Genomic DNA, 23,259 nt, shown 5'->3' with positions numbered 1-23,259 from the left:
ACGATATCCGGCATAGGCGCATCCTCGAAACTGTAGTCGGGCGTGATGGTCAGACCTGGGTGATTGCTGCCAGTGGTATGCAACGGCTGCTTGCTGGGCGCGACCGTGTAGATCTCGTACGGAGCCACTTCCTTGCCCTTGGAGTCTGGCAAAGACGTGTCCTGGAATACTTCCCACGATCCGGCGATGTCCATCACGTTGGCGTTGCTGCTGATCACGAAGGCGACCTTGATCATGCCATTGGTCGGCTCAACTGCTTTCGGGGCCGCAGCCAGCGCACCCATGGTCGGCAGTAGTGTGAGGAGCGTGGCGTAGACAATCTTCTTCACGTGGATATTTTCCTGGTTTGGGTTCTGGTACGCGTCCGTGACGGCGCGAAATGACTGCGATAGTCGCTGGGTGATACGGCAAAGCGCCGTTCGAATGCGCGTCGAAATGCATCGGCGCTACGGAAACCCGCCGATCGTGCGATAGGCTCGATGCGCATGCCCTGCATCAACAAGGTGCGGGCATGATCCAGGCGTACCCGTTCGGCAAAGCGGGCAGGCGATTCGCCGAATGTTTCCGCGAAACGACGTGTGAAATGCCGCGTGCTCATGCCAGAGCGTTCCGACAAGGCGGCCACCGAATGGTCGCCATGCGGATTGGCCAGCATCCATGCAAGCAGGGCGCCGAACTCGCCTGCGTTGCGGCGCTGCAATTGCAGTGGCTCGGAATACTGCGCCTGGTCGCCTGACCGGCGATAGTGAACGACCAGTTGCCTCGCGCACGCGATGGAAACCGCTTCGCCCAGGTCGTCGGCAATCAGGCGCAAACTAAGGTCGATGGCGGCGGAAATGCCTGCCGATGACCACAGGTTGCCATCATGGACGTACAGCACATCAGCATCGATTTGCAGGGATGGATAGCGTGCCTGCAATTCTCCGGCATATTTCCAATGGGTGGCCAGGCGTAGCGGTTTTTCAGCGAGCATGCCTGCTACGAAGGCTCCCGTGCATACACTCACCACGCGACGACTTAGCCTTGCCGCACCAGTCAAGGCTTTGCGCTGGGCAGGCGTCAGTTCCAGGGTGCGGGCACCGCAGCCGCCGGGAATGATCAGCGTGTCGGCCTTCATGCTGGCTCGCATCTTGCGATCGGCCATCACACGCGCCCCGTTTTCAGCGCGTACGACATCACCCTGGAGGCTCCACAGTTCAAGCTTGTAACTGCCCGCAAGCAAGCCATTGGCCGCATCGAAGGCATCCAGCGGCCCGAACACATCCATGGCCTGAAAACCCTCGAACAGCGCGATGGCGATAGTGCGTTCCTTCAAGGATACGGAGATGGGCATGAGATGATTCTGTCGATGAGGTTAAAAGACGTAAAGGACAAAAAGCCGACGATTTGCGCCACGGCGATGTCCTGGTCGTGTCATGCCCGCGGCGATGCTTGCAAGTATTGATATTCGTGGGCCGCTTCGAAACCTCCCCGCGCGCGGGATGTCGTGATTGAGGCGCGCCCGCACAATGGCTATGCTCGCTTTTCCAAACAGGGAGTGGAAGCGATGAGCAAGCACAGCATGTGGCTGGCTGGGTTGATTTTGGCGGCCTGCCTGTCAGGTCGGGCCTGGGCCGATTGCGAAGATCAGGCCCAGTCCATGGCCCAGGTGCGGGCCTGTATCGATGGGCAGAATGACAAGGATGTGGACCAGGCTTATCAAAGCCTTCTGCACAAGCTGGAAAAAGCTCATGCCGATGCGGCCGGCGCTCTGAAGAAATCTCAGGAAAGCTGGACACGTTTCGCGTCTGATAGCTGTGATTTCCAGGCGGCCTTCAATCCCAAGGGCATGATCGCGGGCGATGCGCGCAGCCAATGCTGGGCGGATTTCAGCCAGGCACGTGTGCGCATTCTCAAAACCTGGGAAACCCAGCTCGATAAAAGCAGATAGTCGGTGTTTTCGCGCAAGAACGATTTGCAAGCCGTCGTCAAAGCCGCCCTGCATGCAGTGCTGCCCGAGGTGCGGCGCCTTGCCGATTGTTCGACGGCATGGCTGTCGCATTTCGGTGCTGTCGATATCGGGGCGCAGTACTTGTTTATCTTTCTCGTGCTGCCCACGAGGGATCAAGTCGCCGCATGCGAGGCTTCCGGAGCCTGGAACGTCATTGCCGAGGCGTTACGGGCAGCGTTATTGAGGGGTGGCTATCCGGTGGAAAATCTCACCGGGCAGTGGTTTGGCGTGTATAGCCAGCAAGCCTGCGATGAGGAATACAACGGCAACTGGTATTATTTTTTCAAGTAAGAGCAGCTGTAGGGGCTTTGCCGGTTACCTTGGCGATCGCCCTGGCAATCGCACGATCACATGTCGCTCTTGTTATGGCAGCGCGGATCGAGCGGCTGTCGGGCTGGGTGCAGGCTATGGGTGCCCGTTTTTCCGCTGGTCACGAGATAACCATCGGCCAGCTCCAGCGAGTCGGTTCCCCAGAAGTTGCTCTCCCAGCGAATGCTGTGAGGTGGGACGAAGCTGCCTTTCGCATTGAAAACGCTACCCAAGGGAGCGATGCGGCATTGAAACGCAGTGCCGTCGGCATGGATGTCGATCCATACCTCCTTGGTGCTGAATTGCCATGTGCCGACAAACTCCTGCGGCGGCTGTGCGGCAAGGGCGGATGCGCCGGTCATGGCCAGAAGTACGACGGCGACAACCGGTTTCATGCATGCGTTCGTGTGCTTGATCATGATGTTTCCCAAAACCGGAAGGCTTGATTGCATACGTGTCCGACAGACCGAAAGTGCGGCGTCGGCTGGCCGGTCATGGGTTCAGCCTTGCGCCGTATCCGCTGGCAACAGGAATGCCAGCTTCTTGTGTCGGGGCAGTTGTTTGATTTCCCATTCGGCCCGCGAGGCTTCGGCACGATTGGCATACGATCGCGACGCCAACAGGCGCAGCGGTGGGTGTGACCGGGTATAACGCGCGCCACGACCGGCAACGTGCGCTGCATAACGGACATCGAGGCGATTGGTGATGCCAGCGTAGTAGCTGCCATCACGGCATTCGATGAGGTAAAGCCACCACGGCCCGGACGCCGTGGCGGCTGCTGTTTCATGATCGAGCGGATCAGACAATGTGCAGCAACTCTTTCTTGATTTTGCCGCCGGTGCGGTTTACGCGGCGCCAGCCGCTGTGATCGTTCATGGAAATCCAGCGCCGTTCATCGGTACGGTAGAACCAGTCCTTGTCCTGCTGGAAGAAGATCTGCGTACCGGCCGTCTCCCAGATATTGAGGATCTCGTTGCTGTGTGTGTGGCATTCATCGAAATCGGTCGATGCCTTCTGGCCCATTTCGGCGTACTGGCGATGCAGCTCAAGCAGCAGGCCGTTGATCTCCGGTGAGAGGTGCGTGGCCTGCAAGCCGATCTTGCGGGCTTCTTCGAGCAGGATGGGATAGCTGTGGGAGGGGTATTTGGAGTTGAGCGTCTGGGCGATCCGGTCGGCGGCGACTTCGTCATGGATGTGGTGCGCGAGCAATTCCTTGCACAGCATGATCGATAGCGACTCGGCGCGATCGACGGCGCCGATCACCAGCGGATGCACATATTGGAACAGCGTCTGGTACGGATTTTCGTCCGTCTTGCTTTGGTCGGTATGGCCCAGGCGGATCACGCGGTTGAGCTCGTCCAGGCTCACGCTGACGCGGTCGTTGTCGCGATCCACCGGCGAGAGTGCATGGGTCAGCGAGGTGTCCACGGCGGTCAGATAAGCCATGGGGCCCATCTGGATCTCGTTGCAACCGAGCGTGATCATGGTGGCCGCCGAGGCGCATTCGAGCGGCACCAGTGCGACCAGCCGCTTGCAATGCTGGCGAAGCAGGCTCACCAGGCGCAGCGATGCCTGGCCGGCGCCGCCATCGGACTTGATGAACAGGTAGAGCGTGTCCTGCTGGCCGAGGTTGCCAAGCAATTCGTACAGGGCCACGGCATCGCTGTGGCAGATCGAGCCGCGCGTGTTGTTCCAATAGGTGACCAGAGGAGCGCCTAGTTTCTGGGTGATTTTTTCGATCAATGCCTGGGTCTTGCTGAAAAGCACGGGCGGCTGCTTGACCTTGGGGGCTTCCTGGGACTCCATGTTTTCCTCGATATGTTTTTTGTAGCGACCCTGTCAATTTTATGGGTAGGCACGTCACGGCGCCATGGTGGAGGTCGCCTGCTTTAAACCTTTTACCATGCCGTCGCATCCTAAGGATCGATCAAAGCCGCGGAAAAGAGCAGGGGATGAACAAACAGGGGAGAGTGGTGCTGGCGATTCGTGCGATCGCCGTCATAGCGGTGCTGGCCGCAGCGCTGGAGGTGCGTGACATCGTCGAGTGGCTGGGAGGGCATGTGCCCGATCCGCCGTTTGGATATGGCCGGTCATTCATGGACAACCTGATGGCGGTGGTGCTTGCACTGCTGGCCGCCTGGTGTCTGCGCCCTCGCACGGCAGGGAGGCTGCACGCACATCTGGGTCTGGCCGCACCTGGATGGCGGGCGCCTCTTTGCGTGTTGCTGGCGACTCTGCCCAATTGGATCGGCCTGGCCTATCTCGGTCAGTGGCCGAATGACCTCGATCTGGAAGGATTGTTTTTCAAGGCCCTGCTGTACCCCTTGGCCGAGGAGCTGGTCTATCGCGGCTTTGGCTTTGTGTTCGCTCGGACTGCGCTCGGCTGGCGACTGGGGTACGCCGTGCTGGTGCAGGCTTTTTTCTTCGGTGCCATCCATTGGCTCGGTTTGCGGGGCGAAGAAGTAGCCGGTCAGGTGTTTGCCATCACGTGTCTGGGCGGCATCGTGTTCGCTGTGCTCGATGCCATGAACCGCTATACGATCTGGTGCGGCCTGGCGTTGCACGCTTCGCTCAACGCTGCCTGGAGTTTCTACGACGTTGCTCCCACGGCGGCGACCGGCTGGGAGGGCAACGCCTTGCGTTTGGGAAGCGCCGCGCTTGCCTTGCTGCTCGTGTGGTGGGTCGAGGGGCGGTGGCATCGGCGAACTGATGATGGGGTGCGGCATACACGTAGACGCGAAATCCTGTAAAAAGGAGTCATGGGAGTGGTACTGCCCAAACTTTTGGGGGTTACGGTCGTCGTGGGTATCCTTGATCTTTTTCGGCGAGAACTTACGCCTGCGCGTTTCGCGTCCTTGGTAACGCGCAAGATGGTTGCACTGGGTGGCTTTGGCGAAATTATTTACGCCGAACGTGAGTTCTGCCTGCATTTCAAGGATCGGCGTGGTCAGCAGATGACCTTCAATCTGCACAACGCCTATAAGGATTACCGCAAGGCGGCCAGCGACCAGCGCGATCAGGTTCTATATCGATATGTCATGGCCTTTGCCGCGCCACCGGATGCCGCCGACCGGGATATGGCCCTGACCAACCTGATGCCGGTGATCCGCGACGGTGCCGCGCTTGATCTCGTGAGTCTGCAAGGCAGCCTGTCCGGTGCGGGACCCAGTGGCAATTTTTCGCCATCGAAGCCTTTCCTCGGGCGGCTGGTTATCACGTTGGTGCTTGATTCCGAACATGCGACCACATCCGTATCGCAAGACAAGCTCGATCAGTGGGGGCTCAGTTTCGAGGACGCCCTGAAGCTTGCCATCGATAACTTGCGGGATCGCTCGGCGACGCCGCGTTTCACCGTGCGCGAGGAGGGAGTGCTGGTCTCCGGGTGGCACGATGTCTTCGATGCCTCGCGTTTGCTGTTGACCGACATGCTGTATCGCCTACCCATTCAGGGCGATCCGGTGGTGGCCATTCCCTCCCGTGATCATTTGCTGGTGACGGGTTCTGGCGATGCCCGTGGGCAGGCGATGTTGGCTGAGATGGCGGTGGATATCCTGGGCACGGATACGCGGCCCCTGGGTTACCAGCTGTTTCGCCTGGCAAACGGGCAGTGGACGCTGCTCGATATCGATACGCCGGCGCGAGAGCCGCTGCGCCAGGCGGCGTATCGGGCCACCATGGCGATGTACGACGACCAGAAAAAACTGCTCGACCAGCTCCATGAGCGCGACAATATCGACCTTTTCGTCGCCAGCTACCGAGTGTTCGACAACCCCACGCTGGGCGGCTTCATCAGCTCGGCGCAGTGGACGCGCGATGTCGATGCCTTGTTGCCGCAGGCTGACTACATCTGGTTCTACTGCACCCGTGGCAAGGAAATCGTTTCGGTGGCCTGGGAGCAGGCCGAGCAAGTGCTGGGTTACCTGAAAGCCGAGCCGTCGGTTTCCCTTTCGCGCTACCGTGTCAACGGATTTCCTTCCGATGAGCAGATGACACAACTGAAACAGGTAGCTACCAGTATATGGAGCGTGCCGGATCGTAGTCCGGCGTGAAGGAGTGCCGATGGACGCGCCGGACGAAGTTCAGGTAGACGTCGTGTTCCCGTTTAGCACGGCCTATCGTGCCACGCTCAATATCATATTTCATTCCTGGCTACATATTTTCCTGTGGTTGCTGTTCCCGGGCATGGGCTTGTGGCTGCTTGTGCTCTGGCTGGTCTATCACGAGCCGATCGGGCTCGGTGGTGCCGGCCTGGTGCTGCTGTGTTTTCTGTTTTGTCCATTGACCACCGCATTGGCGTTATGGAATTCGCGTCGGCGCAACAGCGTGGCCCGTGGTCCGTTTGCTTATCGACTCAATGCCCTTGGCATGCATGCGTCGGGAGCCATGTTCGAGGTGACGCTCAAGTGGCCGGCGATCCGCTGCGTACGTGAGCGCGGCGGGTTTATCTTCCTGTATTTCGCACCGCTCAAGGCGCAATGTCTGCCTGTTGTGCAGTTGCAGGCAGCCGGGCAATTGCAGCGCGTGCGCTGCCTGCTGGCACAACAGGTGGCCGACGTGCGATTGCGCGAGGACGGTGCCAGTCCAGCAGCATAGCTGCGGCCGTACTTTTATCCGAATGATCAGGCTTCGCGGGACTAGGCGCAGCGTTTCATGTGATGTTCCACGAAAAGGCCGGGCATAGCCCGGCTCTTTCGTGTCTGACACTATGATTGAAGTATTACTGCGCTGCGCTGGACGGGGCCGATGAAGCGCCGGCGGGCTTGCCACCTTTGTGGTGGTAATGTGGCGGCTTGTGACTACCCAGCTTCTGGTTGCGATAGAGCGTATCGGCGGCCTGCTTCTGTTCCGGCGAGAGTACCGCGTAAAGATCGCTGAAGGCCGAGGAAAGCTTCTTCATGTTATCGGCGTGCAACTGGGTGAGGTCGGCGTAGGATTTCATGGCATCCGGCGCTGCCATGCTCGAAAGCTTGGTGCGACGGTCGCGAAACGCATCGTCAGCGCTTTTGGCGTTGTCGCGCATGGTCTGTGCGAAAGCATCCCACTGCTTCGATTCCTGGTCGGTAATCGCCAACTGGGTGTGCAACTGGGTAATGCGAGTCTCCACGGCGTCCGCATGACGCTGGGCATGCGACTTGGCGCCGCTGGATGAGCCGGCGGCGGGCGTGGTCTGTGCCCAGGCCGCTGGAGCCAGCATGGCCAGTGACAGCAGTGCGGGAACGGCAAGGATGCGCAGTGCGTTTTTCATACGGGAGAACTCCTTAAACTCTCGAGGATGGGCGTGCCGTTATGTCGGCACTGCTCAATAACCGTCATCGTCGTAGTAAACGACGCCGGGTGGCGGCGGAGGCGGAGCCTGTCGATACACCACGGTCGGCGGCGGCTGCGAAGCGCTTTGCTGCGAATTGGCGATGGCTGCGCCGGCCACCACACCCAGCAGCGCACCGGCGATCAGGCTACCGGAGTCGCTGTGACGCCGGTCGTGGTAGTAACGAGGCGGTGGCGGACGATGGTAACCACCGCGGCGGTAATGTTGGGCCTCGACGGGCAGCGCCGAGGCCAGCATGGCCACGACAGCCAGCCCCAGCATGCCTTGACGGAAACGATGTTGCGAATGGGGTTGGGACATCGACGAATCTCCTCCGCGTGCCAACGTGCGACCGCCATGAGGCGGGCCGGCGGTAGGTTATACCCCTGGCCCATGTGCCGAAGGTGAATGGATGACCTTGGTTGCCTGCGGATGTGAACGCTTGATTCCTGTCCGTACGATGGCATATCCATGCTTGTGGCGACGCCCGGCGGGTCACCCGTCTGCGATGAGCTGGGTACGGCTGCCACGTTTGTTTAGATCTGGAGGCTCCCATGGCAACAGGCTGGGCAGGAGACGGTGCGGTGCAGGACCAGATCGATGCCACCGTCAGTGATGCGGTCGAGCGCGCACGTCGACAACTGAAACAGGGCCCCGGGCTGACGCACTGTGAAGCATGCGAGGCGCCGATTCCCGAGGCTCGGCGCAAAGCCGTGCCCGGCGTGCGACTTTGCGTGGTCTGCCAGCAAGCCGAAGACGGTGAGCAGGCGGTCGGCTTGTATAACAGGCGGGGCAGCAAAGACAGTCAACTTCGCTGAAGGCTTGGCGTTTGCTGCGTGCGGGTGCTAAAAAGCGCCACATCATCCATCCAGGGATCGGACCATGTTGAGCACCTTGGCGGTTGCCGGCTATCGCTCGCTGCGCGCGTTGGAGATGCCACTAGGCAGGCTCAACGTCATCACGGGGTCCAATGGTGCGGGCAAATCCAATCTTTACCGTGCCTTGCGCCTGCTAGCCGAAACCGCGCAAGGAGGTGTCGTGTCCGCCCTGGCACGCGAGGGCGGGCTATCTTCCACCTTGTGGGCCGGGCCGGAAGAAATATCCAAGGCGATGCGCCGTGGCGACGTCGAGGTGGAAGGTGGTCCGCGGCGTGATCCGATCGCCTTGAAGCTGGGATTTGCCGACGACGATTTCGGCTATGCCATTGACCTGGGATTGCCGCAGAGACTTTCTTCAATGTTCTCCGGCGATCCGCAGATCAAGCGTGAAGTGATCTGGTCGGGTCCGTTCCTGCGAAACAAGAGCAACTTGCTGGTCGATCGTTCAAGCAGTGTGGTGAGCGTACGGGATGGGCGTAGCTGGCGCGTTGTTCATCAGCATCTGAGCCAGTATGAGAGCATGTTCACGCAGATTGCCGATCCGGTAGGAGCTCCGGAAGTGCTTGCGCTGCGCGAGCGTATTCGCGGTTGGCGGTTCTATGATCACTTTCGCACTGACGTGGATGCGCCTGCACGTGCCAGCCAGATCGGTACGCGCACGCCGGTGCTCAGCCACGATGGCCGCGACTTGGCGGCCGCGTGGCGAACGATCCAGGAAATGAGCGATGGCCGCGCCTTGGAGGCTGCGGTCGAAGATGCCTTTCCCGGTGCGCGGGTGGATATCGTCGCGCCGGACGGGCGGTTCGAACTGCGGCTCAGCCAGCATGGCTTGTTACGCCCCCTGAGCGTGGCGGAGCTTTCCGATGGCACCTTGCGCTACCTGCTGTGGATTGCCGCATTGCATACGCCAAGGCCGCCCCCGATGATGATCCTCAACGAGCCGGAGACCAGCCTCCATCCGGATCTGCTGCTGCCTTTGGCACGGTTGATCATCAAGGCGTCCGAGCGTACCCAGGTCTGGGTGGTATCGCATGCATCGAGGTTGATCTCCGCGTTGACGGAAGCCGAGGACTGCAACGCCGTGCATCTGGAGAAGTCGCTGGGGGAAACACGCATACGCGGCCATGGCCTGCTCGACGGGCCGCCATGGCACTGGCCAGAACGCTGACCCACGCCACGCAGGTTGTGTGTAGCTCACACCTTCGTGAAGCACTCTGCGAACCTGTCGTGGGGCCGAGTTCTGGAACCCCCCAGCCCGATCGCGTGAGCATTGCCTCGTGTATCTCCGAATGTCGCATGGCTGACCATCACGTGTGTGCCCAGGCAAGGACACCATTTGCGCAGCTCTCCAGGCTAGCCTGGGTTCCTGACCGTGGAGGTATTGATGACGATACGTATGGTGACATCGGCGGATGCTCAAGACATTGCCTTGTGTCTTGAGCCACTGGGGTATGCGACACCCGCATCGTTGATACGCGAAAAGCTGCTCGTGTTGCGCAACGCGTCCAGTGATGCCATGTGGATCTACATCGACGATGGCATGGGCGAGGCAGCGGGTTGCGTCAGCCTGCATGCCATACCGCTTTGGCATGAATCAGGCATGCTTGCACGTATCACAGCGCTTTCGGTACGAACGATGTATCAACGGCAAGGTGTCGGCAGAGCCTTGCTTGCGACCGCGCAGTCATGGGCACTGGCGCACGGTGCCCGCCGCATCGAAGTGACGAGTGATAATCATCGAGAAAACGCCCACTCCTTCTACATGGCGCAGGGTTACGCCCCGTGCAGCCGCCGCTTCATCAAGGGGGTGCTGGCACCAGCATCACGATGATGCACCCTTGATCAGCAGGTCACGGCGTCTCTCAAGCATTGTGTTGGCGAGTCAGGGAGGCCTGGCGACGGGCACGTTCTTCGGCACGCTTGCGATCCTGGGCCATCAATAACATCTGGCGGCGAGTGAGCGGCGCGGCTGGGGCAACTTCCCTCGGGCGGGTCATCTGGCGCACCGCGTGCATGGCACGCTGCAGCCAGTTGCCTGCATTTATCGAGGTCGGCGTCGTGGTGGTGGTTTGGGCGTACATGGACGGTGACCTCGCAAGGCGCATTGGATTTCCCACACCTCCACTATGCAGGTGGAACCATTAGAAAGTAGTGAGGAGGCGGTTGAGAATTTTTCCTGGTTTGACCATTTGGATCGTTCCAGCCTGCCTTCTTACGATAAATTTACTTTTTCGGCATCCTGGTGGGCGCGCCGCTGGCCCATTCGGCTAGATGCCGCGAAACTGCACCTTGCCCTCGGCGTCGAGGGAACAGGCGCGCTGGGCGCGAGCCTGGAGTTCTTCGGGCGGCACGGCCGGATAGTTGTAGACCGTGGTCACGGTCATGGTCATCCAGTTGTCGGGCATGCCGGGGCTGTTGTCTTCTCCGCGGCTGCGCTTGACGTTGGCCATGGCGGCCACCTTGGTGACGCCCCGGTCCCGATTGCGGGCAATCAGGTAGAACGGCCGGGCGAAGCTCACGCACTCCGGTGGAGCACTGTCGGTCGTGGCTGTGTCAGCCAGGGCCGCCGTGGCAACCAGCCACGCAGCCAGAGACAAGAAAAATCGGCGCATGGCCTCCCCCTTAAAAGTCCGGCGCTGATAAGGCGAGTCTCCGCCAGACGGGGAGGCCTGGCTATCGGAAAATTTCGCAGGTCGGATGGCTAGACGCCCAAACGCCCAACCGTCCTTGGAGTCCACAGGGCAGGAATGTCACCGGATATCTACCCGTGCTTCGGGTTCCCGACGTTCCCCACCCAGTTCTCAGTCGGCAGGACTGGTGCAGGCCGCATAGCGCTTGCCCTCGACACGCACGACATCGCCGCCTTTGGGCAACGTCAGGTGTGCGGTGTAGTGCTCGGCTGAATCGAAGCCTACGTGTCCACGTGCGGCTACGGCGTCGGACGCATCGCAATGCAAGGTCCAGTCGAGCGAGGTGCTGGCGCGATGCTGGCCGGCGACCTGGCATTGCCTGCTGCCAGGAAGATCGATCTTGCCGAACGATGGCCATGGGTCGGCTCCTTCGTCCACGCAATGCCATTGCACGGTGGGCTTGCTCCACTGACCGTGACTGAACATGCGAGTGACGATTTTCCACAAGCCGGGCATGGCGCCGAAATCCCCGGGATCGGCATGGACAGGCAATGCAGCCAGGGCAGCGAAAGCCATCGCAGCCAGGGACAATGCCTGAAGCAGGTGCCGGCGGCGCTGTTGAACGGTAATCATGGCGTTGCGGTTCTCCCGACAAAAGCTGCCCTGCCGGAGTGTCCGGCAGGGCACGCATCAAGCATGGGTGTGGATCAATCCTGGAGTTCCGCCGCGATACCGTCCTTGCGACCCTGATGGCCAAAATCGAACATATCCATCATGTTGCCGATGGCGGGCGCATTCACTGGCACATACGGATTGCCCTTGGTGGCGATCGGGTTGGGCAGGTTGTCACGGCTGCGCTCGGAGATTTGGTCGTGCAAGCCCCAGTTCGACTCGACGAACTTGTCGAATGACACATGATCGTAGTACGTGTGCACTACGTGGCCCCCGGAGGAGTACTTGGAGATCACGAGCATCGGGATGCGCGTGCCGTCGCCGAAGAAATCCACCGGCTGTACATAGCCCGAGTCGTAATAGCCACCGCCTTCATCGAAGGTCACCACAATGGCCGTGTCAGCCCACACCTTGGGATTGGCCTTGGCCATGTCGACGATCTTCTTCACATAGCCTTCGAACAACTGCAACTTCGAGGAAGCCGGATGGCCGTCGAGGATGCCATCCGGCTTGGCGATGGACACCGCAGGTAGCGTGTTGTTCTGGATGTCGGTGTAGAGATCGTTGATGTCCTGGTTGTTGGCACGCAGGTCCGGATTGGTCATGACCTGCGTTGAATACAGGAACGGATCGCAGATGTTGCAGAAGGTACCGGCTTCGCCGTTTTCCTTGCCCTGGCCCCAACCTTCGCCGTAGTACTTCCAGCTCACGTTGTGACGCTCAAGTAGCGTGGCCAGGTTTTCCTGCGTCGACGGCGGAATGGTGAACTGCTGGTCGCCCAGTGGTGCCGGTGTACCATCGCCCATGTAACCTGGGTTGTAGTTGTTGACCAGGTAATAGGCGTCCTTCTTGCAATCGGTGCCCTTGAATGTCTTGTAGGGCAGCGAACGCAGGTACTTCTTGATTGGCGCGACACCGGGTTGCGTTTCATCGGCGCAGTTGACGTACGAGCCACCACCGTAGCCGTCCTGGACCCACCAGTTGTTAGTGCCCGGCTGCGAGTTCGGGTTTTCGATCTGGTTGACCGGCGGCGTGGCCGGTTTGCCCTTCGCGTCGGCGTAGTAGATCAACGTGCCGTAGCCAAGCATGATGTGATTGGCGCCCGTGCCACCCATGACCGACTGGTGAAAATTGTCGCTGAGCGTGTACTGATCGGCCAATTGCTTGAAGTAGGGCGCATCGCCCTTGGCCATGTTCAGGAACTGCATTGACGTGGAGCCTTCACCGGTGGTCTGGTCGGTGAAATTGGCCGGCTGCTTCGCGCCGTTGTTACCGGCACCCATGGTCACTTCCACCCACGGGAACAGATCCGCGCGGCAGCCGCTCGGGTTCTGTCGCGTGGCCTCCTTGATATTGCAATCCAGCTGCTGCCACATCTGGAAGAAGCGATGGACCGGGCTGTTGGCGTAGTCGTTGTAGCTGAGCGATGCATGCATATCCACGGGCGCATTGGTCAGCACGGCTGGGAAGCGTGTATCGGGTACGCCTGCCGGCAGGCCCGTGCCACCCTCGGCCAGTTCCTGGTAGGCGTCGTCCGGCAGGGCCGGTTCGATGGATTGAGCCTGCGCTGCCGAGGCGAACGGTGCCTGAGTCGGAGCGCCGCCGGTGTTCATCTGCGGCAGATTTTCATAAGTGGTGGTGCGCGTGGGTGCTGGTTGATAGTCGCCCGACTGCGTGGCCATGAACTGGCGTGCCGCCGCGACGTTCGGACCGGGCGTGCCATCGGCGTTGACGATGCCTTCGGACAGCAAGTTGAACACCGTTTCGCCACGTGTGGGCTTGTAAGTGGCGTAGACGTGATCGAACGTGCGGTTTTCGCCGATCAACAGGATGACGTGCTTGATGGGCGTCTTGGTCTTGTCGCTGTTGTCCTTGCCGCTCTTGGGCTTATGCAGGGCGACGATGCCGCCAGGCAGGCCGTGCTGGCTTTGCAGCGGCGCGGTAGGAATGTCTTTCCTGAAGGCTGCGTCTTTGTCGGGTGCGGTGGTGGTTTGTGCGCTGACAACACCGGCGAGGCCGGTCGCCAGCATGCCGAGAAAAAGCGGGTGGAGCCGCTTGCCGAACATCTTGGACATGACTTGATCCCCAGCAACTTACCTTCGTGGAAGTTGCGAATCGAGCGTGGTCCCCCTGATTGATCGGCGCGACAAAAGGAGAGGGAATCGCGCCGACCGCAGGCCAGTGTGGTGTCGCTAGATGACGAAGCGTTGGCGCTTATGCGACAGCAATGACGGACTCTGTGACGTTGTGGCTACAGTGCGTAACGACGTCGGTTGCGTCACGTTTCATGCGCAAGTTTGGGCGTCCATTCGCAAGATATCGTTGGCTTGCTTGCATGAATCCTTCGCATCGCCGCACGACTGCGCATGCCGGGTATCTCCGCAGCCGATGAAAGGTGGCGCAAGAAATTGCTGCGTTGCAGCATCAATCTGTCGGGGTTGGGGTATCCTTGGCGATCCGAAACCGCCCCGCAGAAGGCGGTTCACTTCAATCAGGAACCATCGATGACCATTTCCGTTACCCTCGTTACCAACCGTGGCCCCATCCATCTGCGTCTGCATGACGATAAGACCCCCGTGACGGTGGCCAGCTTTGTGAACCTGGCTCGTCGCGGGTACTACGACAATCTGTCGTTCCATCGCGTGATCGCCGACTTCATGGTCCAGGGTGGCTGTCCGGAAGGTAGTGGTCGTGGCGGCCCGGGCTATCGGTTCGAGGATGAGTTCGATGCGTCGTTGCGCCATGACAAGCCGGGCGTGTTGTCGATGGCCAATGCCGGCCCGCGCACCAACGGTAGCCAGTTCTTCATCACGCATGGCGCCACCCCCTGGTTGGACGGCAAGCACAGCGTGTTCGGCGAAGTGGTCGGTGCCGAAGACCAGAAGGTGGTCGATGCGATCCGTCAGGGGGACGTGATCGAGAAGGTCACCGTGGAGGGCGACGTCGATGCGTTGCTGGCCGCCCAGGCCGATCGTGTCGACGAATGGAACAAGGTGCTCGATCAGCGCGGCTGACATCCTCGTGCACGAGAAATCATGAAGAGGGCGGGCGGCCATGCCCGCCCTCTTTTTTCGGCATAGGCGCTACAGGCGACGCGGGCGGGCAAATACAGCGTTGTAGATCAGTAGCAGGATGATGGCGCCGCCGACGGAGCCCGCGAAATGCTTCCAGCCAGTCAGCGGCAACAGACCCCAGCGTTCGCTGGCATAGGTGGCAAGCATCGAGCCGGCGATGCCGAGCAAAGCGGTGACGATGATGCCACCGCCATCGGGCCCCGGCACCAGCAACTTGGCCAGGACGCCGATGATCAGGCCGATAATGAAGACGATAAACCAGTGCATCAACATGGAGCAGGTCCTTATCTCGCAAGGTGGAGCCCGTTCCTTCCGGCTGTTTCGTTACCTGTATCCAGCAGGTGCGCAGCAGATGAGCCCGCCGCGGGCGCATGGTGTCATGGCGAACCTTAAGCGTGCCCTGTCAATATTTCGTGGTGAACACTCCTGCAGGTAACGGCTGAAAAATCAAGGTGATGGCGACCTCTCGCGGCTCAAGCCAAGGTGAAGCAGGCGTATACGGCGACCGCGATCGGGAGCAGCCTGCGCCGATGCGGCGGCGCGTCATGCTAAAATCTCCCGGTTTGCTGATTCATTTCCTCCGAGGAAGTCATGCCCCAGCTTGCCCAGCGTATCGGCCGTGCCCAGCCCAGTGCGATCATGGTGATCGCCGAGAAGGCCAAGCAACTGAAGTCGGCCGGGCGCGACATCATCAGCTTCTCCATCGGTGTACCCAATTTCCTTCCCGGTGAACACGTCTACGCCGCTGCGCGCGAGGCGCTGTCGCATGACAGCGGTCAGTACGGCAGCAATCGCGGTGCGGACGTTTTGCTGGATGCCTTCCTCGAACACATCGAGGCGCTGGGGTTTTCAGGTTATGGCCGCAAGAACATCTCCATCGGCATCGGCGCCAAACAGGTGCTCTACAACTTGGCCGAGGCCCTGTTGAACGAGGGCGAGGAGATCTGTTTCGCCGCACCCTATTGGACGACCTATCACGACATCGCCCAAATCGTTGGCGCGAAGATCAACGTGCTGCATTGTGGTCCGGAGCAGAACTACAAGCTTACGGTGGATCAGCTCGACGCCGCACTGGCTCGCAAGCCGAAGGTGTTCCTGTTCAACAACCCGTCCAACCCGACGGGCATGGTCTATTCGCGTGAGGAAATCGCCGCGCTCGCCGATGTGCTGGCCAAGTATCCGGATACTTGGATCATCACCGATGATATCTACAACTCAATGGTCTTCGACGGCCTGGGTTATCACAACTTCGTGTTTGCCCGGCCGGAATTGCGCGATCGCCTGATTTTCGTCGACTCATTGTCCAAGACTTACGGCATGCCGGGCTGGCGAGTGGGCCTGATCGCTGCGCCCGAGGCTGTTGCGCTGGCGGTGACCACGCTCAACTCCAATCACATCACCAGCGTGCCGGAAGTGATTACCGCAGCCGCGGTGGCCGCCTTCTCCGGGCCACAGGACATCCCGCAGGCCAAGTGCGAGGAATTCGCGGCCAAACGCGATGTCGTGGTCCATGCCCTGCGCGCCATTCCTGGTGTCGTATGTCCGCGTCCGCAAGGCGCGTTCTACGCGTTCCCCGATATCTCCATTGCGTTTGGCAAGCACCATGGCGGCGTGAGGATCGAGAACGACGTGCAGTTCTGTGCCGCCCTGCTGGAAGCCAAGGGCGTAGCTTGCGTTCCGGGGTCGGCATTCGGCGAACCGCGTGCCATGCGTATTTCCTATACGTGTCCTACCGCCCAGCTCGAACCGGGACTTGCGCGCATCGCCGAGTTCTTCGCCGAGTTGTCCTGATCATTCCCTAGCTCGCAGTGTTCGCGCTGCGGGCTTTGTTTCAAGCAAAGTACCCTCTAGGAGTTGCCACGATGAAAGCCCCCGTCCGAGTTGCTGTTACCGGTGCCGCTGGCCAGATCGGTTACGCCCTGCTGTTTCGCATCGCCGCTGGCGACATGCTCGGCAAGGACCAGCCTGTGATCCTGCACCTGCTGGAAATCACTCCGGCATTGCCCGCGCTCCAGGGCGTGGTGATGGAACTCAATGACTGCGCATTTCCGACCCTGGCTGGCGTCGTTGCCACCGACGACCTCAACGTGGCCTTCAAGGACGTCGACTACGCCCTGCTGGTTGGCGCGCGTCCGCGTGGCCCCGGCATGGAGCGCAAGGACCTGCTGGAAGCCAACGGCGCGATCTTTGGCCCGCAGGGCAAGGCGCTGAACGATCATGCCAAGCGTGACGTCAAGGTGTTGGTGGTTGGCAACCCGGCCAACACCAACGCGCTGATCGCCCAGCAGAATGCGCCTGACCTGGACCCGAAGTGCTTCACCGCGATGGTGCGCCTGGACCACAACCGCGCACTGTCGCAGCTGGCCGAAAAGACCGGCGCGCACACGACCGACATCAAAAAGGTCACCATCTGGGGCAACCACAGCTCCACGCAGTACCCTGACCTGCACCAGGCCTCGGTCAAAGGCAAGCCGGCGCTCGAACAGGTCGACCAGGCCTGGTACGAAAGCGACTTCATTCCGACGGTGCAGCAGCGCGGCGCAGCCATCATCAAGGCCCGTGGCGCCTCCTCGGCCGCGTCGGCCGCGTCGGCCGCGATCGATCACATGCGTGACTGGGCGCTGGGCACGACCGAGGGTGACTGGGTATCGATGGGTATTCCGTCGGACGGTTCGTATGGTATCGAGCCGGGTGTGATCTATGGTTACCCGGTAACGGTGAAGGGTGGCAAGTACGAGATCGTGCAGGGGCTGGCGATCAACGATTTCTCCCGCGCTCGCATGGAAGCCACCAACAAGGAACTGCGCGAAGAGCGCGCCGGTGTGGAACACCTGTTCGCGAAGAAGTAATTCGCGTGATGATTCGTGCCTGAGCCATGGCCGTCCGCAGGGGCGGCCATGGCTTTTTGGGGCTGGCGGATGGCATGCTCGCAACGGCCTGCCTGAAGCCAGGCAGATGCCGTACCCGACACCCAGGCGAGCGGCTTTCTAGTCACGCATCCGCTATGCTGCCGTCATATGTCCATGACGCCTGAACTCACCCTGGTCGTTGCCGATGACCATCCCATGTTTCGCGCGGCCGTATCGCAGGCGCTGCGTGGCGCGCTGGACCGTGTCCGTGTGGTCGAGGCGTCGAGCCAGAGTTCGCTGGAGTCGGTGCTGGCGGGCGAGCCGGCGACCGACCTCGTGCTGCTTGACCTGACAATGCCGGGAGCGATGGGTTTCTCGTCGTTGATCTGGTTGCGCGGTGAATATCCGGATTTGCCAGTGATCGTGATCTCGTCGAACGATCATCCGCGCACGGTGCGGCGTGCGCAGCAGTTTGGCGCGGCCGGTTTCGTATCCAAGGCTGCCCCGGCGCAAATGTTGGGGCAGGCGGTGGAGGCCGTGCTGGGCGGTGGCACGTCGTTCGAGGCCGCGCGTGCGGAGCGCAGCGAGCAGGACGCCATGCTTGCGGCAAGGCTGGCGCAACTGACGCCGCAACAATTCCGTGTGCTGATGCTGCTGGCCGAAGGGCTGCTCAACAAGCAGATTGCCGCTGCGATGGGGTTGGCGGAAAACACCGTGAAGATTCACGTGACCGCGGTATTGTCAAAGCTCGAATGCCGCTCGCGCACCCAGGCCGCCGTGCTGGTCAAATCCCTCGATCTGGAGTAGGAGCCAATTCATTCGCTGAGCCATCTGCGATGCAGTCACAGATGAGGGCTCTGAAAATCGCCAGCCGCGCCTCCGGCTGAGGCTGCTCCCGCAACGCTGCGATGGCACCGCGTTTCAGTCTCCCCGTATTCCGGCGCGTGACCAGGTCATCGAGTGATCGTTCTTACGACGAAGCTGCCAGCAGCAATCGACTCATCAATGCCCGCAATCTGGCGGGCTGCACCGGCTTAGCCATGAAATGCAGGCCAGCCTGGATAATCTTCTGTCGGGTGTCTTCATCGCGTTGCGCGGTGATCACGATGACCGGCGGCTCGCTGCCCCATTGTTGGTAAAGCGCGGGCAGCATGTCTGGCCCGATAGACGTACCTAACTGGTAGTCGAGCAGTACGATATCCGGCGCTGGCGAGCGCCAGGCCAATGCCTCGGCTTCGCTTGCCATGGAGGTGACCCGGCATCCCCAGCTTTGCAATAGGGCGACCGTGCCTTCGCGGGCCTGTTGATTGTCGTCGATGCACCAAACATGCCGCCCCATCAGGAGAGAGTCGTCGTCACGAACGGGCGTCGCGGACTGCGGTTGGCGTTGTGCAGGAGCCAGAGGGACTGCCACAGAAAAAACGCTGCCACGCCCTGGCCATGATTGCAGACCAATGTCGTGGCCGAGCAGACGAGCGATGCGTTCGACGATGGACAACCCCAACCCAGCACTGCGGTCGTCACGATCCAGCCCGCTATCAAGCCGGTGGAATTCTTCGAAGATCGCCACGCGCTTGTTTTCGGCGATGCCTACACCGGTATCCCATACCTCGATCCGCAGCATGCCGCCAGCGCGACGACAACCAAGCAATACCCGTCCTTGTGGTGTGTAATGCATGGCGTTGGAAAGAAAGTTCTGCAAGATGCGTCGCAGGAGCAGGGCATCGCTGCGCACCCATGATCGCGTATCCACCAAGTCCAGTTGCAACGAGCGCTCTTGCGCAACGATACCGAACTGTCTGGCCAGGCTTTGCAGCAGCGGTGCTAGAGCAAATGAGGTAATCGTGGGCTGGAGTACGCCCGCTTCCAGGCGCGAGATATCCAGCATGCTGGTCAGCAATCCATCCTGAGCATGCAGCGCTTGTTCGACACGTTCAAGCAATTGGTGCTGGTCGTCGCTGCTCAAATGTTGGCGTAAGGCGCCGGCAAAAAGGCGAGCGGCATTGAGCGGCTGCATCAGGTCATGCACGGCGGCTGCGACGAAACGTGTCTTGTAACGATTGGCTCGCTCGGCATCGGCCTTTGCCTTGCGCAGATCCTGCGTGCTTTCCTCGATACGCTTTTCCAATGTGCTGGTGAGCGTGCGAAGATCGCGCGCGGCACTCTTGTAAGCGGTGATGTCGGCATAACTGGTCACGAAGCCGCCGTCAGGCAGCGGGTTGCCGCGGATTTCCAACACGCTGCCGTCCGGATATTCACGTTCGTACATGTGCGGGCCACCGCGGCGTAGATAGTCCAGTCGTCGTTGGATAGCTTCTTCGAGATTGCCAGGGCCCAGCAGGCCACGCCTGGCGTTGTAGCGGAACAGATCCTCGATGGGCCTTCCCGCTTGCAGCAGTTCAGGTGGAAAGCCGAAGATCTGCGCGTAGCGTCTGTTCCAGGCCACCAGGCGTAACTGCGCATCGACCACGCTTACGCCCTGCGGGAGATGCTCCAGGTTGCTGTTGCGCCCCTGGGAAGCCTGACGTGCCGCGTCCACCAGGCCGTCCTGCGCCGACTGCAGCGCGGTGGTGTAGTGCGTGACCATGCGTTCGAGCTCTTCGCGGCTTTGCTGGCGCACGCGAGCCAGGCGCCATCGTTGTTGCAGGAACATGCCGAGTAGAATCAAGGGCAGCCATGCGCCGAGCGTGGCCAGGGTGGCAACACGGCGCGCGGCGACGACCGGCTGCATGCTGCTGAGCGAATGCAACGTCCAGCGTTGGGCGGGCAAGGGCAGGGAGCGCCATAATACGCCGTGCGGTATCACCGGATCGCTAAGTGTGACTTCGCGGCTGCCGTCGACCAGTGTTTGTCCCAGACGATAACGAACCGGCAGCAGTCGCTGATTGCCGTATTGCCGGGTAGCTACCAGGCGCGCCAGCTCCGCGGCCGCCAGCGGACGCAGGCTGCGATAGGCCCAGCCATCACGATTGGCCAAGAACACCACATCCTGTGCATCGCTCAGCAACAGGGTGTCGTCGCTGTGTGACCACTCGCTCTGCAAGGCATCGAGGGTGATCTTGACGACGATCACGCCGATGCGTTGGGCGTGCTCGTCGCGCAGCGCGCGGGCAATGAAATAGCCGGCGACATTGGTCGAGACGCCCAGTGCATAGAACGTGCCCCGGCCCTGGGCCATGGCTTCCTGGAAGTACGGACGGAAGCTGTAATCGAGCCCGACATTGCTGGATGTTTCGCGCCAATTGTTGGCGGCCACCGCGATGCCGTTGCGGTCGATCAAGGTCAGGGTCGATGTATGGGTGGCGCCGTTGGCCTGTTCCAGCTTGAGGTCCAGTGCGTGGGCATCGATACGTGAAGAAGGGCCTGATAGCGCTTGCCGCAATTCCGGGTCGAGTGCCAGGACATCCGGTAGCACCCGGTAGCGATCGATCAGGCGTTGCAGGGACTGTGCGCGTAGCTGAAGTTGTTCGTCGGCCTGGCCTGCCAGTTGCGTCAGGGCTCGCTGGCCGGCCCACCAGCGGGCGACGCCAACGCTGCTGCCCACAATGAGTAACAGCAGGCAAAGCTGAATCAGGCGCAGGCGGCGGTGATCACGAATCATCGAAAACAGACGATTTTCAGTCGATAGGAATGGCCAGATGCCCACTATGCTCGCATATCCGCCCGGCAGTTAACCCGAATGTATTATTCGGGTGAAGGCCCGGTTTGGGCTAAAAAAGCCTGGCATCCAAAGGCCGGTCGCATGTTGCGCAGGTCGCGGCCATGCGAGGTATTCATGCAGATCTCCCCATCGAGGCCCGCCGTATCCGGGCGTACTCCGTTTTATCGGCACCTTTATGTGCAGGTGTTGGTAGCCATTGCCCTGGGCGCGGTGCTGGGGCACTACGCGCCAGACCTGGGACGCAACCTCAAGCCGCTGGGCGATGCCTTCATTCGCCTCGTGAGCATGGTGATTGCGCCAGTGATCTTCCTGACGGTGGTCAACGGCATCGCGGGTATGAATCATGTGGGTGCCGTGGGCCGCGTCGTGCTCAAGGCCATGGCCTATTTCCTGTTCTTCTCCACGCTGGCGCTGGTGATCGGCCTGCTGGCGGCACATCTGGTGCACCCGGGCGCAAACATGCATGCCGATCCGGCCAGCCTGAATACGGCGGAGGTGAAGAACTACACCAGTCACGTCAGCGACATGTCGATCACCAGCTTCCTGATGGAGATCATTCCGCATACGGTGGTTGGGGCCTTCGTCTCAGGCAACGTCTTGCAAGTGCTTTTCTTCGCGGTGCTGTTCGGTATAGCCCTGGCTACATGCGGTGAGCGGGCGGCTCCAGTCAAGGCCTTCTTCGATGCCCTGGCGGCCCCGGTATTCAAGCTGGTGAGTATCGTGATGAAGGCCGCACCGGTCGGTGCCTTTGGAGCGATCGCCTTCACCATCGGTCGTTACGGTATCGGCTCCATGGTGGACCTTGCCTGGTTGGTGCTGACCTTCTATGGCACTTCGTTGTTCTTCGTGCTGGTGATTCTCGGCGCCGTGGCGCGCGTGGCTGGCTTTTCGATCTTCGCCCTGATCCGTTACCTGAAGGACGAACTGCTGTTAGTGCTGGGTACCTCGTCCTCCGAGGCGGCCATGCCTTCCCTGATGGAAAAACTTGAACGTGCCGGTTGTAGTCGTTCGGTCGTGGGTCTGGTGGTGCCAACCGGCTATTCGTTCAACCTGGATGGCACCAATATCTACATGACCCTGGCAGTGATGTTCATCGCTCAAGCCACGCATACGGAGTTGACGCTCACCGAGCAGTTGACCGTGCTGGCGGTGGCCATGCTCAGCTCCAAGGGGGCGGCCGGTGTGACCGGTGCCGGTTTTATTACCCTGGCCGCGACGCTGGCCATGGTGCCTTCGGTGCCGGTGGCCGGTATGGCACTGATCCTCGGGGTCGACCGTTTCATGAGCGAATGCCGTTCGCTTACCAATTTCGTCGGCAACGCCGTCGCTACCGTCGTGGTGGCGCGTTGGGAAGGTGCATTCGACGCCGCGCGCTGGCGCGCGGCGCTTCATGGCGACGTCAAGGCTGACGCCGCCGATCGCGACAGGGCTGTCCTCGTCAATACCGGAGATCGTCCATGAGTTTCCTTCGTGCAGTGGCTGTCGTGCTTGCCATCGGGCTGGCTGGCAGTGGCGCTGCGTTAGCGCAGCAATCGCCTGTCGGCGTGTCGATGCAGTCGCTCGATCTATGGCCTGGTTCGCCACCCGGTGGCGGGCGCGGTCGTGGAGGCCCCGAGCGTATCGGCCAGAGCGGTACGGGTGTTGGTGCGGTGTCCAATGTGTCTCGTCCGCGCATCGAGATCTATCGCCCGCAGCATCCCAATGGCACGGCCGTGCTGTTGATCGGTGGTGGCGGTTATTTCCGTATCGGCATCGGTCACGAGGCGATGCCGACCGCGCAGTGGCTGGCCGCTATCGGTGTAACGCCGGTGGTGCTTTATTACCGCCTGCCGGCTGATGGATGGAAGCCCGTGGCGCCCTTCCAGGACGCGCAGCGCGCCATGCGCCTGCT

The 23,259-nt window shown here is 60.9% G+C and carries 26 protein-coding genes and 1 pseudogene; 14 read left to right on the top strand and 13 right to left on the bottom strand.

The features are described 5' to 3' along the window. Window positions 1–329: hypothetical protein (locus VF436_RS05970; RefSeq protein ID WP_330903099.1), on the bottom strand; the 329-nt coding region annotated here is incomplete at its 3' end. Continuing rightward, window positions 326–1,333, bottom strand: coding sequence for a GlxA family transcriptional regulator (locus VF436_RS05965; RefSeq protein WP_330903098.1), 1,008 nt, complete (start codon window positions 1,331–1,333; stop codon window positions 326–328). The genes VF436_RS05970 and VF436_RS05965, both read right to left, overlap by 4 nt. Before the next feature lie 153 nt (window positions 1,334–1,486). Between VF436_RS05965 and VF436_RS05960 the strand changes: the two genes are divergently transcribed. Further along, window positions 1,487–1,930, top strand: coding sequence for a lysozyme inhibitor LprI family protein (locus tag VF436_RS05960; RefSeq protein WP_330903097.1), 444 nt, complete (start codon window positions 1,487–1,489; stop codon window positions 1,928–1,930). A gap of 3 nt (window positions 1,931–1,933) precedes the next feature. Then, entirely contained in the window at window positions 1,934–2,281 is a 348-nt protein-coding gene (locus VF436_RS05955; protein WP_330903096.1) for a hypothetical protein, read from the top strand. A 56-nt stretch (window positions 2,282–2,337) separates the two neighbouring features. Here VF436_RS05955 and VF436_RS05950 read toward each other — a convergent pair whose 3' ends face one another. The 3 genes from VF436_RS05950 to VF436_RS05940 form a co-directional block, all read right to left on the bottom strand. Continuing rightward, window positions 2,338–2,694: a hypothetical protein gene (locus VF436_RS05950; protein WP_330903095.1), complete on the bottom strand. Its 357-nt coding sequence runs from the start codon at window positions 2,692–2,694 to the stop codon at window positions 2,338–2,340. Window positions 2,695–2,799: 105 nt separating this feature from the next. Next, entirely contained in the window at window positions 2,800–3,105 is a 306-nt protein-coding gene (locus VF436_RS05945; protein ID WP_330903094.1) for a GIY-YIG nuclease family protein, read from the bottom strand. Next, entirely contained in the window at window positions 3,098–4,105 is a 1,008-nt protein-coding gene (locus VF436_RS05940; protein ID WP_330903093.1) for a hypothetical protein, read from the bottom strand. Before VF436_RS05940 ends, VF436_RS05945 begins: the two co-directional genes overlap by 8 nt. Window positions 4,106–4,251: 146 nt before the next feature. On the opposite strand from VF436_RS05940, the gene VF436_RS05935 reads away from it, so the two are divergent. From VF436_RS05935 to VF436_RS05925, 3 genes are read left to right on the top strand one after another with little or no spacing between them, the layout of a single operon-like run. Further along, window positions 4,252–5,049, top strand: a complete 798-nt coding sequence (locus VF436_RS05935; RefSeq protein ID WP_330903092.1) for a CPBP family intramembrane glutamic endopeptidase — start codon at window positions 4,252–4,254, stop codon at window positions 5,047–5,049. 9 nt (window positions 5,050–5,058) lie between these two features. After that, on the top strand, window positions 5,059–6,348 hold the full coding sequence (locus VF436_RS05930) for a DUF1444 family protein (protein ID WP_330903091.1): 1,290 nt from the start codon (window positions 5,059–5,061) through the stop codon (window positions 6,346–6,348). A 10-nt stretch (window positions 6,349–6,358) separates the two neighbouring features. Continuing rightward, a complete protein-coding gene (locus VF436_RS05925; protein ID WP_330903090.1) occupies window positions 6,359–6,892 on the top strand; it encodes a hypothetical protein in 534 nt (177 codons plus the stop codon). Window positions 6,893–7,016: 124 nt separating this feature from the next. Here the strand turns inward: VF436_RS05925 and VF436_RS05920 are convergent, their stop codons facing one another. Further along, window positions 7,017–7,544 (bottom strand): Spy/CpxP family protein refolding chaperone, encoded by a 528-nt coding sequence (locus VF436_RS05920; RefSeq protein WP_330903089.1) that lies wholly within the window; start codon window positions 7,542–7,544, stop codon window positions 7,017–7,019. 54 nt (window positions 7,545–7,598) lie between these two features. Then, a complete protein-coding gene (locus tag VF436_RS05915) occupies window positions 7,599–7,925 on the bottom strand; it encodes a hypothetical protein (RefSeq protein ID WP_330903088.1) in 327 nt (108 codons plus the stop codon). A gap of 233 nt (window positions 7,926–8,158) precedes the next feature. Here VF436_RS05915 and VF436_RS05910 point away from each other — a divergent pair, with 233 nt between their 5' ends. The 3 genes from VF436_RS05910 (at window position 8,159) to VF436_RS05900 (ending at window position 10,313) form a co-directional block, all read left to right on the top strand. Continuing rightward, the gene (locus VF436_RS05910; protein ID WP_330903087.1) at window positions 8,159–8,422 is read left to right on the top strand and encodes a DksA/TraR family C4-type zinc finger protein; all 264 of its coding nucleotides are present in this window, start codon (window positions 8,159–8,161) and stop codon (window positions 8,420–8,422) included. Between the two features lie 64 nt (window positions 8,423–8,486). Continuing rightward, window positions 8,487–9,650 carry an AAA family ATPase gene (locus VF436_RS05905; protein WP_330903086.1) on the top strand — a complete coding sequence of 388 codons (1,164 nt, stop codon included), beginning with the start codon at window positions 8,487–8,489 and terminating at the stop codon, window positions 9,648–9,650. Between the two features lie 216 nt (window positions 9,651–9,866). Then, window positions 9,867–10,313 carry a GNAT family N-acetyltransferase gene (locus VF436_RS05900; protein WP_330903085.1) on the top strand — a complete coding sequence of 149 codons (447 nt, stop codon included), beginning with the start codon at window positions 9,867–9,869 and terminating at the stop codon, window positions 10,311–10,313. A 31-nt stretch (window positions 10,314–10,344) separates the two neighbouring features. Here the strand turns inward: VF436_RS05900 and VF436_RS05895 are convergent, their stop codons facing one another. The 4 genes from VF436_RS05895 to VF436_RS05880 all read right to left on the bottom strand — a co-directional run bounded on the left by VF436_RS05895 (window position 10,345) and on the right by VF436_RS05880 (window position 13,859). Further along, a complete protein-coding gene (locus VF436_RS05895; RefSeq protein WP_330903084.1) occupies window positions 10,345–10,563 on the bottom strand; it encodes a hypothetical protein in 219 nt (72 codons plus the stop codon). 186 nt (window positions 10,564–10,749) lie between these two features. After that, on the bottom strand, window positions 10,750–11,094 hold the full coding sequence (locus VF436_RS05890) for a hypothetical protein (protein ID WP_330903083.1): 345 nt from the start codon (window positions 11,092–11,094) through the stop codon (window positions 10,750–10,752). A 189-nt stretch (window positions 11,095–11,283) separates the two neighbouring features. Next, a complete protein-coding gene (locus tag VF436_RS05885) occupies window positions 11,284–11,745 on the bottom strand; it encodes a DUF3617 domain-containing protein (protein ID WP_330903082.1) in 462 nt (153 codons plus the stop codon). Window positions 11,746–11,819: 74 nt separating this feature from the next. Continuing rightward, window positions 11,820–13,859 carry an alkaline phosphatase family protein gene (locus VF436_RS05880; RefSeq protein WP_330903081.1) on the bottom strand — a complete coding sequence of 680 codons (2,040 nt, stop codon included), beginning with the start codon at window positions 13,857–13,859 and terminating at the stop codon, window positions 11,820–11,822. Between the two features lie 429 nt (window positions 13,860–14,288). Between VF436_RS05880 and VF436_RS05875 the strand changes: the two genes are divergently transcribed. Next, window positions 14,289–14,798, top strand: a complete 510-nt coding sequence (locus VF436_RS05875; RefSeq protein WP_330903080.1) for a peptidylprolyl isomerase — start codon at window positions 14,289–14,291, stop codon at window positions 14,796–14,798. A gap of 69 nt (window positions 14,799–14,867) precedes the next feature. On the opposite strand, the gene VF436_RS05870 is transcribed toward VF436_RS05875, so the two are convergent. Next, window positions 14,868–15,131, bottom strand: a complete 264-nt coding sequence (locus VF436_RS05870) for a GlsB/YeaQ/YmgE family stress response membrane protein (protein WP_330903079.1) — start codon at window positions 15,129–15,131, stop codon at window positions 14,868–14,870. A gap of 318 nt (window positions 15,132–15,449) precedes the next feature. On the opposite strand from VF436_RS05870, the gene VF436_RS05865 reads away from it, so the two are divergent. The 3 genes from VF436_RS05865 to VF436_RS05855 all read left to right on the top strand — a co-directional run bounded on the left by VF436_RS05865 (window position 15,450) and on the right by VF436_RS05855 (window position 18,514). Continuing rightward, window positions 15,450–16,649, top strand: a complete 1,200-nt coding sequence (locus tag VF436_RS05865; protein WP_330903078.1) for an aminotransferase class I/II-fold pyridoxal phosphate-dependent enzyme — start codon at window positions 15,450–15,452, stop codon at window positions 16,647–16,649. A gap of 71 nt (window positions 16,650–16,720) precedes the next feature. Beyond that, the gene (locus VF436_RS05860) at window positions 16,721–17,707 is read left to right on the top strand and encodes a malate dehydrogenase (protein ID WP_330903077.1); all 987 of its coding nucleotides are present in this window, start codon (window positions 16,721–16,723) and stop codon (window positions 17,705–17,707) included. A gap of 174 nt (window positions 17,708–17,881) precedes the next feature. Beyond that, window positions 17,882–18,514, top strand: coding sequence for a response regulator transcription factor (locus VF436_RS05855; RefSeq protein ID WP_330903076.1), 633 nt, complete (start codon window positions 17,882–17,884; stop codon window positions 18,512–18,514). A 163-nt stretch (window positions 18,515–18,677) separates the two neighbouring features. On the opposite strand, the gene VF436_RS05850 is transcribed toward VF436_RS05855, so the two are convergent. Continuing rightward, window positions 18,678–21,308, bottom strand: a complete 2,631-nt coding sequence (locus VF436_RS05850) for a NahK/ErcS family hybrid sensor histidine kinase/response regulator (RefSeq protein WP_330903075.1) — start codon at window positions 21,306–21,308, stop codon at window positions 18,678–18,680. A 174-nt stretch (window positions 21,309–21,482) separates the two neighbouring features. Between VF436_RS05850 and VF436_RS05845 the strand changes: the two genes are divergently transcribed. Beyond that, complete coding sequence (locus VF436_RS05845) at window positions 21,483–22,829, top strand: dicarboxylate/amino acid:cation symporter (RefSeq protein ID WP_414649820.1); 1,347 nt, start codon at window positions 21,483–21,485, stop codon at window positions 22,827–22,829. Next, window positions 22,826–23,259, top strand: a pseudogene (locus tag VF436_RS05840) (alpha/beta hydrolase); the annotation flags it as partial. The gene VF436_RS05845 and the pseudogene VF436_RS05840, both read left to right, overlap by 4 nt.

This window comes from Dyella sp. (genome assembly GCF_036384435.1).
In the GTDB taxonomy this organism is placed as follows: Bacteria; Pseudomonadota; Gammaproteobacteria; order Xanthomonadales; family Rhodanobacteraceae; genus GSA-30.
This window is presented reverse-complemented; position numbering and strand designations above follow the sequence as displayed.